Source organism: Lysobacterales bacterium (genome assembly GCA_014946745.1).
In the GTDB taxonomy this organism is placed as follows: Bacteria; Pseudomonadota; Gammaproteobacteria; order Xanthomonadales; family Xanthomonadaceae; genus Aquimonas.
On sequence record JADCRD010000002.1, the window covers coordinates 506,432 to 520,334 of the forward strand.

General features: G+C 69.6%; 12 protein-coding genes. 9 read left to right on the forward strand and 3 right to left on the reverse strand.

Translation table 11 applies throughout. From position 1 onward, the window contains the following. The first annotated feature begins 169 nt into the window (after window positions 1-169). Window positions 170-1,912: a hypothetical protein gene (locus H4O13_14340; GenBank protein ID MBE5316568.1), complete on the forward strand. Its 1,743-nt coding sequence runs from the start codon at window positions 170-172 to the stop codon at window positions 1,910-1,912. 360 nt (window positions 1,913-2,272) lie between these two features. Here the strand turns inward: H4O13_14340 and H4O13_14345 are convergent, their stop codons facing one another. Then, entirely contained in the window at window positions 2,273-3,358 is a 1,086-nt protein-coding gene (locus tag H4O13_14345) for a LytTR family transcriptional regulator (GenBank protein ID MBE5316569.1), read from the reverse strand. On the opposite strand from H4O13_14345, the gene H4O13_14350 reads away from it, so the two are divergent. Further along, on the forward strand, window positions 3,303-4,163 hold the full coding sequence (locus tag H4O13_14350) for a porin family protein (GenBank protein MBE5316570.1): 861 nt from the start codon (window positions 3,303-3,305) through the stop codon (window positions 4,161-4,163). The genes H4O13_14345 and H4O13_14350 overlap by 56 nt on opposite strands. A gap of 102 nt (window positions 4,164-4,265) precedes the next feature. Here H4O13_14350 and H4O13_14355 read toward each other — a convergent pair whose 3' ends face one another. Beyond that, window positions 4,266-4,673, reverse strand: coding sequence for a hypothetical protein (locus tag H4O13_14355; GenBank protein ID MBE5316571.1), 408 nt, complete (start codon window positions 4,671-4,673; stop codon window positions 4,266-4,268). Between the two features lie 600 nt (window positions 4,674-5,273). Between H4O13_14355 and H4O13_14360 the strand changes: the two genes are divergently transcribed. The 3 genes from H4O13_14360 to H4O13_14370 all read left to right on the forward strand — a co-directional run bounded on the left by H4O13_14360 (window position 5,274) and on the right by H4O13_14370 (window position 8,973). Beyond that, window positions 5,274-6,545 carry a right-handed parallel beta-helix repeat-containing protein gene (locus tag H4O13_14360; protein ID MBE5316572.1) on the forward strand — a complete coding sequence of 424 codons (1,272 nt, stop codon included), beginning with the start codon at window positions 5,274-5,276 and terminating at the stop codon, window positions 6,543-6,545. 297 nt (window positions 6,546-6,842) lie between these two features. Next, window positions 6,843-7,814: an NAD(P)-binding protein gene (locus H4O13_14365; GenBank protein ID MBE5316573.1), complete on the forward strand. Its 972-nt coding sequence runs from the start codon at window positions 6,843-6,845 to the stop codon at window positions 7,812-7,814. Between the two features lie 178 nt (window positions 7,815-7,992). After that, window positions 7,993-8,973 (forward strand): glycosyltransferase family 9 protein, encoded by a 981-nt coding sequence (locus tag H4O13_14370; protein MBE5316574.1) that lies wholly within the window; start codon window positions 7,993-7,995, stop codon window positions 8,971-8,973. A gap of 34 nt (window positions 8,974-9,007) precedes the next feature. On the opposite strand, the gene H4O13_14375 is transcribed toward H4O13_14370, so the two are convergent. Then, window positions 9,008-9,415 carry a hypothetical protein gene (locus H4O13_14375; GenBank protein MBE5316575.1) on the reverse strand — a complete coding sequence of 136 codons (408 nt, stop codon included), beginning with the start codon at window positions 9,413-9,415 and terminating at the stop codon, window positions 9,008-9,010. A 122-nt stretch (window positions 9,416-9,537) separates the two neighbouring features. On the opposite strand from H4O13_14375, the gene H4O13_14380 reads away from it, so the two are divergent. The 4 genes from H4O13_14380 to H4O13_14395 all read left to right on the forward strand — a co-directional run bounded on the left by H4O13_14380 (window position 9,538) and on the right by H4O13_14395 (window position 13,867). After that, complete coding sequence (locus H4O13_14380) at window positions 9,538-10,053, forward strand: hypothetical protein (protein ID MBE5316576.1); 516 nt, start codon at window positions 9,538-9,540, stop codon at window positions 10,051-10,053. A 63-nt stretch (window positions 10,054-10,116) separates the two neighbouring features. Further along, window positions 10,117-10,458, forward strand: a complete 342-nt coding sequence (locus H4O13_14385; protein ID MBE5316577.1) for a PadR family transcriptional regulator — start codon at window positions 10,117-10,119, stop codon at window positions 10,456-10,458. After that, window positions 10,455-13,124, forward strand: coding sequence for an ABC transporter permease (locus H4O13_14390; GenBank protein ID MBE5316578.1), 2,670 nt, complete (start codon window positions 10,455-10,457; stop codon window positions 13,122-13,124). The genes H4O13_14385 and H4O13_14390 overlap by 4 nt, the downstream gene beginning before the upstream one ends. Window positions 13,125-13,261: 137 nt before the next feature. Continuing rightward, on the forward strand, window positions 13,262-13,867 hold the full coding sequence (locus tag H4O13_14395) for a hypothetical protein (GenBank protein ID MBE5316579.1): 606 nt from the start codon (window positions 13,262-13,264) through the stop codon (window positions 13,865-13,867). Window positions 13,868-13,903 lie beyond the last annotated feature (36 nt).

Below are 13,903 nucleotides of genomic sequence, written 5' to 3' on the forward strand. Positions count from 1 at the left end.
GTTCGTCGGCCTTGGCCTCGGTGTAGGTGCCTGCATCGGGGACCGCGTTGATAGGGCGGTCGCATCCGGCGCCGGCGGATAACCCTCGATGCGCCCGCTGTCGACGACCGTGATCCCCGCGGCGTGGATTCCGCGTTTCTCGAGGTACTCATCCTCGAAGGAGCCTGCCATGCGAACGCTGTCACTCGTCGTTACCCTCAGTGCGTTCACCACCCCACTCTGGGCGGCCGATTTCACGGTGACTCGGACCGATGACCCGGCACCGGACGGCGTGACGTTGAGCCAATGCAGGGTCGGCGGAGATTGCTCGCTGCGCGAGGCGGTGCTGGCTGCGAACAAGCGTCCAGGACCCGACCGCATCCTTCTAGGGCGCGCGGTGTACGAACTCACGCGCGCGACCAGTGCCACCACGCCCGATGGACGCTCGGGTCCTCTGCTGGTGACCGACACTCTGGATGTCGCAGGCGCGGGCTCGGCCCGCACACGCGTTCGCTGGCGCAGCGGGGTGACACCTCCGCACATGTTCACACCGCACAAGCACCCGGTGTGGACGGCGAGCGGTGACTACCAGATCGACCTGCAGGCCATGACCATCTCCGGCGGACGCGGTGCCGCCGGGGGCTGCATCGACCGTTGGGCCGGCGACCTCAACCTCCGCGACGTGGTGGTCGAGAGCTGCGAGGGCACGACCGGCGGTGCCATCCACTTCGGGGGCGCGTACACGAGCGAAGGCGCCGGCGCGTACGTGCTGTCGTTGGTAGACACCACGCTGCGCGACAACCTGGCGCAGTATGGCGGCGCCCTCTTCCTGCGGCAGACGGGAACTGTCATCGGAGACGGCGCGCGACTGCTCGACAACACCGCGTTGCAGCATGGCGGGGCCGTGGACGCCGTGCCCGCCGAAACGACGGTGATTTCCTACGCCTTGCAAATGGTCTGGCGCAGCGAAGGCGACGGCACCCAGGTCGCGGACAACAGTGCGGGAGGCAATGGCGGCGGCTTCTCCCTGGTCGGTCCCGGCTACGCGAACATCTTCTCCGTCTCCGGCGCCGCACCGATCGTGTTCGAACGCAATGTCGCGGTTGGCGAGGGCGGTGCCATCAGCATGCGGCTCCAGTCCTTCGCCAGTCCCGTGGCCGGCACCACCGCCGGCATGACGCTCGAACAGGCGCGCCTGTACGACAACGCGGCCGCCAGCGGCGGGGCCGTCATGCTGCGTGCCGTAAGGGCGGTGATGAACGACATCGAGTTCGCGCGCAACAGTGCGCAGAACGGCTCCGGCGGCGCGATTGCGGCGGACTACGCCACGTCGGGCTCCCGTCAGAGCCTGCTGGCCATCCAGCGCGCGAGCTTCAACCAGAACCATGCGACCCAGCGCGGCGGAGCGATATCCAGCCAGTGCCAGATTGTCAGCGCCTACGACAGCTCGTTCCATGCCAATACCTCGATCGGCAATGGCGAAGTGATCTCGAGTACGGGCTACACGAACTTTATCCACGTCAGCACCGATGGGCACGGCCAACCCACCATGGGCCCCGCCAGCCTGCACCTGACCCATCACACCGCGTGTCCCGGGTCGGGCTTCACGATCGCCAACAGCGTGATCGGCGGCACCGACAACTGCTACGGGCAGCATGGAATCATCATGAGCAACGGCGGCAATCAGTTCAGCAGCTACGCGGGCGGCTGCTACTTCCAGGCGGGCCTGGATGCCTACGGCAGCTCGGCCAGCTTCGCCCTCAGCGTCGGCACCTTCGGTGGCGACAAGAGCGTTCTCGGCTGGACCAACGACGGCATCACCCGCCCGCAGGTGAACTTCGGTCAGCCATCACTGTGCTCGATTACGGACGTGCGAGGCCTGCCGCGCAACGTGGGCGCCTGCGATGCGGGCGCGTTCGAGCAGCAGTGGTGAACTCGCGATCTGGACTCGTGATCTGGACTCGTGGTCTGGACGTGCCGATGGACTTCGACATCCACGAATCACATCCACGAATCGTTCTCAAGAAGCGCGAGCCGGGAAGCGCGAACCGGTGCAGGCACCCAAGGTCGGGATCATGTGGCCCGGCCATTTCAGGGCTGTCGCAGTCTGCCGGATGCCGGGACGTGTCCTCGCCGTTCGCAGCACGTCGAGCCAAGGTGGCCAAGCAAGCAGCGCTCCGTACTCCACACTTGCTTGAGGTGCAGCGGGTTCGCATGGATACGGCGCCTCAGTTGCCTTCGCGCTCGCGGCAGCGCCAGCGGCGAGCGCGCTTGCGCGTCCACCTTGGCTCGGCTACTCGATGACGAAGTCCTTCCCCAGCCGCTGCTTGATCTCGGCGGCGCGGCGGCGGCTGACCGGCAGCGCGCGGCCGTCGTGCAGCTCGCAGCGCCAGCCCTGGGCATTGCGGCGCAGGCGGCGCACGGCGTCCAGCGCCACCCAGTGCGAGCGGTGGATGCGCAGTCCGCGCGCGCCGAGCTCGGCTTCCGCTTCGGCCAGGCTGCCGAGCACGGTCGCGCGACCGCGGCGGGTGACCACCTGCAGGTAGTGCAGATCCGAGCTGATCGACACCAGCTGGCGGCCGATCGCCAGCGGCAGGCGATCGAGCAGACCTTCGACCGCATCTGCGCGCCCGGCCGGGCTCGGCGTCGCGCCCAGCGCGACGGCTTCGCTGCCCGCGTCATCCACCTGCAGCGTCGAGTGTGCGGAGTCCGCGGAGCTCCCGGGCTCGGGTTCGACATCGGTGGCAGCGTCGAACGGGCGGTCGGGGCCGGCTTCCGGGTGGGGCTCCGCGTCGCGGTGCGAGGCGCGAGCGCGCGACTCCGCAGGTCCGCTGCGATCGCTCGGGGCATCGCTACCTGCCTGTCCGCGCTGAGCGACGTTCCCGGCGTACGCGTGCATCGCGGCAGGGCTCAGCTGCGGCTGTGCCACCTGCAGCATCGGCATCGCATTGATCAGCAGCCAGGCCGGCAGATAGCTGGGCAGCAGGGACAGCCATTCCGCCGCCAGCGCGCGCGTGCCGCCGGCGAGCTCCCAGGCATCGAGCCAGTCATCGACGGGTTCAGGCGGGGGCGCCGGCAGCAGGGCTTCCAGGCCGAGGGCGATCGGCGTGAACGCGGTGGCGCCGGCCAGGCCGCTCAGCAGCAGGGTGGTCCAGGGCCGCCGTGCCAGCGTGGGGCGCAGGCCCAACAGCAGGCGGGTGGCGAACAGGGCGCAAAGTATGCCGAGGCCGATGTGCGCCGCCCAGGCCAGCAGCGCGGTGAAGAAGCCCAGATGCGCGGTCGGCGGCGGCTGCAGGGCGGCGAACAGCAGGGCCAGCAGCGCGGTGAGCGCGGCGATCTGCAGCCAGAAGCGGGGCGGGTCGGTGAAAGTCGACGTCACGGACATCACGCGGGCGTGCGGCGCGTTGCCGCTGGTGCACGAAAGCTACCACTGGTGGGCGCTGCCGGCCGCGCACGTCGCCGCCGCCCGATGCTGTGGCCGCCCCGGCAGCCTCGCCGGATCGACCCTGGACAACCTCCTCATGAAGACAAGCCCCCTGGCAGGACGGCTGGCCCTGTTCTCCGCCTGCCTGTTCGTTGCGACATCGATGCCCGCCCAGGCGGAAAGCGGCTGGTACGCCGGCGTGCTGACCGGCCTCACCGGACAGTCGGACCAGACCCTGCGGCTCGAAGGCAGTGCGCCCGAAACCGGCAAGGCGGGGTTCTCCAGCGGCCTGTTGGCCGGCGGCGCGGTGGGCTATCGGTTCGCGAGCGGCTGGCGACTGGAGACGGAGTTCACCTATCAGAGCGTCGACCGCGACGGCGCGGTGTTTCGCAATTCGGCCCTGCAGGGCGAGGGCAACTATGCCTCGACCGGTTTCGCGCTGAACGCGCTCTACGAGTTCGACCTGTTTGGCTCGCCGCGCGCGCGCAGCTACGTGGGCGCAGGCGTGGTGGCTCTGACCGAAGTCGACATCGACTTCGAAACCGCGGCGGGCGAGCGCTCGTTCAGCGGCGACGACACCGCGCTGCAGCTGCTGGCGGGGGTGCGCTACGACCTCGGCGACCGCTGGTATCTCGATCTCGGCCTGCGCCAGCTGCGCGCGTCGAGCCTGCGGCTGGAAGGCGAAGGCAGCACGCTCGGCGCTGTGCGGGGGGACTACCGCCCCTGGGCGGTGACGCTGGGCGCGGGCTGGCGGTTCTGAGCGAGGCCGCTGCGGACGCGACGTCCGCGGTTCACACCACCACCAAAAGCTCAAGGCACTGAGGCTTCGACGCTCGGACAGAGCGCCGAAGCCCATGTTTGCTCAGCTGGCCACAGGCGAGGCCGAGACTCGCTCTTCGCGCGGCACCTGGTGATCGGGCACCGTGTAGAGGAACCAGGTGATCACATCGCCCCAGTTGACCTGGGTCTGCTGGAAAGTGGGACGTGGGCCCGGCGGATAGGCGCCGTTGACCAGGTACTGCAGCACCTGCTCACCGGGCTGGCCGATCTTGGGGCCGAGCTTGTTGGCAATGGTTCTGCCTTGGTAGCTGATCGAAGAGACGATCGTCCGTGAGGGCACGATTCGGCTTGGGGCGGTGGTGTAGGTGAGGCCCGGCGTGAGGTCCATGACCTGTTGCACGGTCGCGGGGAGTGGCAGCGAAACGAACTTGGGCGTGCTGAAGAGGCCCTTCACCACGATGAAGACGCCGATTACAGGATCGACAGGCATGCGAGTGACTCCGTTTGCGTAGCGCGGATGCAGAGGGAAGAGGCTGCTTCAACGGCTGCAAAAGAGGACGCGGCCTCGCTCCGCGTCCTCGTCGTGTAGTGCAGGCTCGGAGTCGCAGGCGACATGCCTTGCGGCCTAACTCAGGCCGTGAATCCAAGGGCATGCAGGCAGGGACCACGCAGAGCTGCCTACGCCGGCCCGAGCGCGCACACCGCTGGGACCGGCCGAAGCTGTTGCGCATGCTGGCAGACACTGGTGCAGCGGCGTAACTGTCGGATCTGACACTGCCTCGCGGAGCTGCGCGCGCGGCCGCGCGATGCGCTGCTGCGCAGCCGAGGGCGCGCGCGAAGCGGCGATCCGCGATGCCGGCCGCGCGCTCGGAGCCTTGCCTTTGGCCTGAGTTGCCCGCCTTTCATCCGACTTCGCTGCAGTGCAGCGATACGCCGGCGTCTCCCCAAAACTGCTGCGCAGTTCATGGGACGGGCGATTCCAGGCCCGTACAGTTCGCGCGCCGGTCACCCAGAGGGGGGTGGTCACCGGCAGACATGGCTGAGCCCAGCAGCCTGTGTGATCCCATACAAGACCAACAGGTGCATTCCCATGTTCAAGATGCTTATCGCGAGCGGCCTGACCGCTCTGGTTCTGGCTGCGCCGGCGCAGGCGCAGACCGTCACTGGCTGCGGTACCGAGACCAGCAATCTGCGGGCGAGCCGCGTGTACTACGTCACTCCGGACGGTGCCGCCAACGGCGCCGGCACCAGCTTCCGCGCGCCGATGAGCCTGGCCGCCGCGCTGGGCCGCGTCACCGCCGGCCAGATGGTGCTTCTGCAGCCCGGCACCTACCGCATCCCGTACACCGCCGGCGCCAAGAACACGATCACGCTGAGCAAGTCCGGCAGCGCAGGCTCGCCGATCTATCTGGTCGGAGCCAACTGCGGACGCGCGGTGATCGACTTCCAGTTCCCCGCCAACACCTGGGTGCAGGATTCCTACGGCTTCCACCTGACCGGCAGCTACTGGTACTTCAAGGGCATCGACGTCACCCGCGCCGGCTATCAGGGCACCTATGTCACCGGCAGCTACAACACCTTCGAGAACACCGCGTTCTACGACAACCGCAACACCGGCCTTGAGATCAACAAGGGCGGTTCGTACACCACGGTCATCAACTCCGATGCGTATCGGAATTACGACCCCAAGAACAAGGGCGGCATGGCCGACGGCTTCGCGCCCAAGCAAACCCAGGGCCCGGGCAACCGCTTCTTCGGCTGCCGCGCCTGGGAGAACTCGGACGATGGCTTCGACACCTTCGACAGCACCCAGCCGGTGGTGATCGAGAACAGCTGGACCTTCCGCAACGGTGTCGACGTCTGGGGCTACGGTGGCTTCGACGGCAACGGCAACGGCTTCAAGCTCGGTGGCAACCGCAAGGCGCAGCGCAACCGCATCGTCAACTCGGTGGCGTTCGGGCATCCGAACAAGGGCTTCGATCAGAACAACAACGCCGGCGGCGTGACCCTGCTGAACAACACCGGCTTCAGCAATGGCGTCAACTTCGGCTTTGGCAACGCGCTGAACTCGGGTGAGCGCCACACCCTGCGCAACAACATCTCGCTGCAGGGCCGCTCGGGCGACAGCGTCTCCAACGCCAATGCCTCGAACAACACCTGGAACGGCATCGCGGTGGGCCGCGGCGATTTCGTCAACCTGGATCTCTCGCTGGCCACCCAGCGACGCAATCCGGACGGCACCCTGCCGGCCAATGATCTGTTCCGACTGGCGCCGTCGAGCCGGCTGATCGATGCCGGCGTGAACGTCGGCCTGCCGTTCCGCGGTCGCGCCCCGGACCTGGGCGCCTTCGAGCGGCAGTAGCGCAGACAGAAAGGCCAGCCGCGCAGCCGCGACAGGCAGCTGCAGGCCCCTCGGCTGGCGCCGCGAGGGGCGTTCGTGGTGACGAAGCGAGCGCGTGAGCGCTTGCTTCGTCCTGCGGCGGTCAGGGGCCCACGCCTGTCGAGTGGAACACCCGCCCTACCCTCCGCGCGCGGGCATCTCCCCACGCGGCGGAGGCTGCCGCGCTGCGCCGGCCTGCCGCGCTAAGCGGTTGCCGCGGCGGCAGCAGATCGCTGCCCCTACACCGGCGCTGCACGCGGGCCTCACCACTCTGCCGCGATGAGCATCGGCAGACCCAGCGTCAACACTCTCGTCCTTGGCGCCGGCCTGACCGGCAGCCTGATCGCCCACGGGCTGGCCGCAGCAGGGGATTCGGTGGCCGTGCTGGACAAGGGCCGCGGCCCCGGAGGGCGGCTCAGTCTGCGGCGCACGGACAGCGGCAGCTTCGCCCACGGCTGTCCGCTGGAAACCGTCACGGGCTGGGCGCGCGCAGTGCCGCGCGAACGCCAGCCGTTCCTGGGCTTGACGGACCCACTCAACGCCGCCGATCCGCGGGTGCAGGCGCTGCCCAAGCATCTGATCGGCACGATCGCGGCGCGCTTCGGCGCCCAGGTCGCGCGCATCGAGCGCAGCGGCACGCGCTGGCAGCTGTGGGATGCTGACGCGGTGCTGCTGGCCGAGGCGCAGCGGCTGGTGCTGACCGCGCCCGCTCCCCAGAGCGCCGCCCTGCTGGCTGCGCTGCAGCCGGGATGGAGCGAGCGGCTGCACGCGCTCACCTGCGTGCCCAACTGGAGCCTGCTGCTGGCACACGAGGCAGGGGCCTCTCTGCTCGACGCGTCGCGGCTCGCTGCCGAGGGCTCGCGGCTGGTCTCGCAGGACGCACTGCCGGGCGGCGAAAGCACAGGGCGGGCCCTGCAGCGCTGGGTGCTGCAGCTGGACGCCACGCAGAGCCTGTCCCTACTGGAAGCCGCGCCCGCCGAGGTGCTTGAGACGGTGCTGCAGCCGCTGGGTCTTGCGGCAGCGGAGTTCGTCTACGCCAGCGCGCACCGCTGGCGCTACGCGCGGATGCACGATCCGCTGCCCGAGCCTCTGCTGCTCTGCCACGACACGAACCTCGCTGTCTGCGGGGATGCCTTCGCCGGCGCTGCGGCGAATGCAGGCGACAGCGCGGATCTGGCGCGCTGCCACGCCTCCGCGGCGGCCCTGCTCGCCGCATGGGCACCCAGCGCCCCTGCGATGCGGGCGCTCTGAGCGCGCGCGTCGAAGCCGCAGCGGCGCGGTGCCGAGGCGGCTTCCGCAGGCAGCGGCCGTGCGCCCAGGCAGGTTCATCGGCCGCGCCTGGGATCGCCGACCCAGCGCCAGCAAGGGCGACACAGCGAGCAGCGAATCCGGCACGCTTATGCCTCCCAAGCTCACGGTCGAACGACGGATGTCTGCCGCCCAGGATTCCCGCGTCGCGCCCGGTCAGCGTCTCCTGGTCATCAAGCACGGCGCCTTCGGCGACCTGATCCAGGCGGATGGGGCCCTGCGCGACCTCCGCGCGGCGCACCCCGACTGGGAGATCGTGCTGCTGACGACGCCGCCCTACCGGCGTCTGATGGAGCGCTGCCCGCACGTGGATCGCCTGCTGATCGACCGCCGCGCGCCGCTGTGGCGGCTGGGTGAGAACCTGCAGCTGGCGCGCGCGCTGCGCCGCGAGGGCTTCGCCCGCGTCTTCGATCTGCAGAAGTCCGGACGCACGGCGCAGTACCGGCGCTGGGTGCTGCGCGGCCTGCCCTGGAGCGGCCGCGAGCCGGGGCCCAAGCCGCGCTCGATGATCGAAGGCTTCGGCCCGCAGCTGGCCGCCGCCGGCGTAGAAGCGACCCACAGCCGCGCACCGGATGTGTCGTGGATGGCGGCCGACGTATCGTCCCTGCTGAGCGCGCAGGGTCTGCAGCCCGGCTACGTGGTGCTCGTTCCCGGCTGCGCCGCGCGCCATCCGCACAAGCGCTGGCCGCACTACGCCGCGCTTGCCGCGGAGTTGCTGGCGCGCGGCCACCGCGTGGTCACAGCGCCCGGCCCGGATGAACTCGCACTCGCCCGCGAGATCCCAGGCGACTGCCTGCTCGGCGAGCAGGGCTGGCTGGACTGGTTCGAACTCGCCGGGGTGCTGCGGCAGGCGGGCTTCGTGGTCGGCAACGACACCGGACCCAGCCACCTCGCGGCCTGCCTCGGTCGACCCGGGCTCGCGCTGTTCGGCCCGCACCCCTCGGCCGAGCGCACCGGCATCCGCCGCGGGGACTTCGATGCCATCGAAGTGGATGTGCTCGCCGAGCTCAGCGTCGAGCGCGTGCTGCAGTCCGTGTTGCCGCGGCTCGGTCAGGGCGACGGCGACGGCGCCACGCCCGGGCCTGGGTCGAGCGCCCCTTGAACCTGACCGTCAGGACGAAGCTGCCGCGGCCGGCTCAAGGCGCGCCGGAATAGGACTTCTCTTCGATGATGCCCGAGCCGCAGTGCAGGTTGATCGCCCGCTTGATCGCCGCACGCTGATCGTTGAGCCGATACACCGAGCGCGCCAGCGCGATGAAGGCCTCGCCGAAGTCGGCGCGGGCCTCGCAGTCGCGGATGTCGTCCTCGACCTGCCACAGCGCTTCGTTGATCGCCTGCAGCTCGGATTCCAGCCGGGCCAGCTCGGCTGAGGGCGACAGATGCTGGCGGCCTGCGGCCTCCAGCACGCCCAGCTCGTGGACGACATTGTGCCGCTTGGCGGCGTCGGTGATACGCTCGCGCTTGATTCGCAGGATGGTGATCTTGTCGATCAATTCGCCGGCGCCGACTTCGATCATCAGCGCGCTGCCCGGGTTCGTTTGCATGAGGATTGTCCGTTTCGGGGGCGCGCCGGCTGGCGCGGGCCCGGCACCTTAGCATCGGCGCAGGGCGATACAGAGCGCCCCGGTCCGCGTATCCTCCGCGCCCCTTCCCCGGAGTCGCACCGATGCGCATAACGCTGCTCGCTGTTCTCGTCCTGGCCTGCAGCTCCGGCGCCGCCGAGGCCAAGGTCTACAAATGCCCGCTGCCCGGCGGCGGCCACGAGTACCGCCAGATCGCCTGCGATGGCGAGGGCTCGGGCGAGGTCAAGGTGAACGACCCGACCGTGTCGAGGCGCACCGGCAGAGACACCGAACCCGAGGCCGCGGATGCCAGCGTTCTGGTCGGCGACTGGTGCGAGTTCGGCGTCTCGACCGAGCTGGACAGCGAGCGCGTGGACGAGGCCTTCCGCTGGTACTTCGGCGCCGACTACGTCACCTACATGCATACGCGATCGATGATGCCGATCGGTTCGGAGCCACCGAAGTTTCCCCTGCGTCGCGATGGCGCGGTCTTCTATGTCGATGACGACCTGTTCGGCGGCGGCGACGCCGCCTGGACCGTGGTGGGCCGTCGCGCAGGCGTGGTCTTTGTTGAAGGGCCGATGGGCGGCATCCTGCACATGCGCCCCGGCCGCTGCTGAGACGCTTCCCCTCAGCAATTTAGAGGAGTACGCTGGTCTCACCTAAATGATCTAGGTGAGACCATGAGCCAGCCCGTCCTGCCCGGCACGCTTGAGATGCTCGCGCTGAAGGCCGTTTCGCTCGGGCCCGAGCACGGCCTGGGCCTGCTGCACCGCATCCAGCGCAGCTCGCGTGACGTTCTGCTGGTCGAGCAAGGCGCGCTGTATCCAGCTCTGCACCGGCTGGAAGCACAGGGCCTGGTCAGCACCGAGTGGGGGGTGTCGGACAACAACCGCCGCGCCAAGTACTACGCCATCACCGCGGCCGGACGCCTTCGCCTCGGCGAGGACACCCGCCAGTGGCGCCAGCTGGTGGAGGCGATGGACGCCGTGCTCGCGGCCCAGCCCGGGAGCCTGCGCGCATGAGCCCGCATCGTCTGCTGCGCTGGTTGAAGGATGTGCTCGCCCGCCCGCGCGTCGAGCGCGAGCTCAAGGCCGAGCTGGACTTCCACCTGCAGAGCCGCGCCGACGAGCTTGAGGCGCAGGGCCTGGACCGCGCCGAAGCCCTGCGCCGTGCGCGGATCGAGCTGGGCATGCTCGAACTGCATCGCGACGGCGTGCGCGCCGCACGGGGGCTGGCGTGGGTGGACGCCCTGGTCAGTGACTTGCGCTATGCCGCGCGCAGCCTGATCCGCAGCCCGCTGTACACACTGACGGCGGTGGGCGTGCTCACCCTGCCGCTGGCCGCGGCCCTGCTGCTGCACGCGATCTTTGCGACCTATGCCCTGCAGTCGCCGCCCATCGAACGCCTCGAGCGCTGGGTCAGCCTGGAGGGGCGCAGTGCGGAGCAGGCCCGGTTCTCGCAGTTCAACGCCGATGAGGCGGAAACTCTGGTTGCATCACCGCCAGCGGCCTTCGAGGGTCTCTACAGCGTGCGCACGCTGGGGCACCCGCTGCTCGTCGACACGCGCCTGCAGAAGGGCATGGGCGCTGCGGTCTCGGAGAACTTCTTCGAACTGCTGGGCGTAGGCGCGCGCATCGGTCGCGTGTTCGGCAGCGGACGCGAGGCCGATCGCTTCGGCGTGGTGCTGAGCGAGAACGGCTGGGAGCAGCTGTTCGAGCGCGCACCCGATGTCGTGGGCCGCAGCCTCGACATCGAGGGGCAGATCTTCGAAGTGATCGGGGTCGCCGATCGCGGCTTCAACGGCAGCCATCCGATCGCCCAGCTCTACTTCATCCGTCAGGTCGACCACCGCCATCTGTTCGGTGCGCGCCCGGCGGACCTGCTGCACACAGTGAGCGGCTTTCTGGCGCAGGACGCTACCGCCAGACTCGCAACAGAACAGCTGGCGAGCGGGGTCGCTGCGCTTTCGGCCGCGCGGCCTGAGTTCATGCGCCTTGACGCGATCGAGGTCGAGCGGCAGTTCGGTCGCCTGGGCGCCGCCGATCGCGAGGAGCTGATGCTGGCTTCGATTCCGGCCGGTATCGCCGTGCTGCTGATGCTGCTGATCGGCTCGTCCAACCTTGCGAATCTGGTGCTCGCACGCTTCGCTGCGCGCGCCGGTGAACTGGGCGTTCGCAGCGCACTGGGGGCGAGCCGTACGCGCCTGCTGTCGCGCCTGCTGGTCGAGTGTGGCCTGATCGGTGCGGCGGCCACCCTGCTTGCGCTCGGACTCGCCGGCCTCCTGCTGGCGCCGGTGCACGCACGCGTGTTCGGCCTGCTCGCCGAGCTGGGCGCCAGCCTCGTCGAGGTGCGCCTGGGCTGGGACAGCGTGCTGCCGGCGCTGCTGCTGGCGGTGACGTGCACCCTCGCCTTCGGGCTGCTGCCGGCGCTGGCAGTGACCCGTCGCAGCGTCCTCGATGGTGGTGCATCGAGCCTGAGCCAGAGCCTGCGTTCGAACACGGCGGCCCGACTGCGCGGTGGCCTGATGGTGACCCAGATCGCCGCCAGCTGCTTTCTGCTGGTCGTCGCCGGCCTGATCGCCGCGAATGCGCGGAACGCATTGGACACGCCGCTCGGCTATGCGCCGGAGCGTTTGCTTGGCCTCTCCGCGGGCAGTGCGCCCGCACTCCGTCGGCAGCGCTTGCTGGAGTTGCCGCAGGTCGAAGCCGTGGGTGCGAGCTCGCACATGCCCTTGATGGGCGAGCCCTTGCGGGGAGCCGTCCGGACCGTCGATGCGTCCGGCTCCGCGCTCAGCCTCACCGCGCAGATCCGGCCGGTCGACAGCGAGTGGCTGCGGCTGTTGAACCTGCAGCCCCTGCGCGGTCGCCTGCCCTATCCGGACGAGTCGGGGTCGGTGGCGCTGCTCTCCCGCAGCGCCGCAGAGAGTCTGTGGCCCGGCGAGGATCCGCTGGGACGCACGCTGGATCTCATCGAAGAGAAGGAGGTCTGGAACGGCGAACCCGCAGACGCCGACGAAGCAACCCGCGAGACCCTGGAGTCGACCCGCCGCGTGGAAGTGATCGGGGTCGTACCGGACATCGCCACGGGCTTCCTGTTCGCTGGCAGCGATGGGCCCGTGGTGTACACGCCGGCACGCATCGGCGACCCCGCGCTCGCCAGCCTGCTGCTGCGCCTCAGCGACACCCGTCCCGAGACGATCGTGGCGGTGTACCGGGCCTGCGCCGATGGCACATCCAGCAGCGAATGCGCCCCCTTGCGGGTGAGCTCGGCGCTGCGGATCCAGCGGCTGCCGCTGATCGTGGCCGCAGAAATCGCCCAGGCCTTGGGCGCGATCGCGCTCGCGATCAGCTGCCTCGGCCTGCATGGCCTCGTGGCTTACGGCGTGCAGCAGCGGCGACGCGAACTCGGCCTGCGGCTCGCGCTCGGCGCCTCGCGTGCACGTCTGATCGCCACCGTGATGCGCGACGCGCGCACGCAGATCGCACTGGGACTCGCCATCGGCCTGCCGCTGGCCTTTGCGCTGACCCGCGCGCTGGCGCAGTTCACCGACCGGATCACCCTGCTCGACCCGCTGGCCTTCATCGGCGTGCCACTGCTTCTGGCGGTGCTGGCGGCGCTGGCCGCCTATCTGCCAGCACGTGCCAGCACCCGGATAGACCCCGCGGAATCGCTGCGCGCCGACGGCTGATCCGGTAGGCCGCACGCTTGCCGCGCGGCCACCGCCGCGCAACCACCGCAGACCCAGGTCACGCGCACCGCCTGGGCCGGTCATCATCGCCTGATCCGGGATCCGCCCCGGGCGCCGCTGTGCGTCCCGAGGCTGGCATGCTTTTCCGCCCTGCACTGGAGGTGGTCATGCGGAGTACGTCCAGCGATTCGCGCGTCCTGTTCCTGCTGCCGGCGCTCGCCGCCGTGGCCGTCAGCCTGCTGCTGCTGCGTCGACTGCTGCCGGAGCTGGACGTGCTGCAGCACCCGCTGATCCCGCTGTGGTGCGCCTTCGTGCTGACCTATGTCGGCGCCGCCACGATCAGCCTGCTGCCGGCGCCGCTCGGCGGCCCGATCGATCGCCTGCTGGACCGCCAGCTGAGCCAGTGGGGCGCGGGCGTGTACGGGCTGGTGGGCCTCTCGGTGTTTCTGCGGCTGGAAGCGCAGACCTTCGTGGGCAGCCTGCAGGAAATGGGCGACGCCTCCGAGTGGGCGCAAGGCCTGCTGCGCGACTGGCTGATCGGCTTCAGCGTGGAGTCGATGAAGAACATGATCGCCGCATCGATCTGGCCCGCACAGGTGATCCAGCAGGGCGGGGTGTGGGGATTCCTCGGCTTTCTCGGTGCCTGTTCGGCGGTGTTTGAACTTGGGCGGCGTTTGATGCCCGAGCAGCAGGCGCGGCTCGAAGCAGAGGCGCCCGAAGCTGGCGACGCGAAAACTCCGTAGCGACCCCGGTGATTCCGGCTCTCCGCCTTTCCCCTT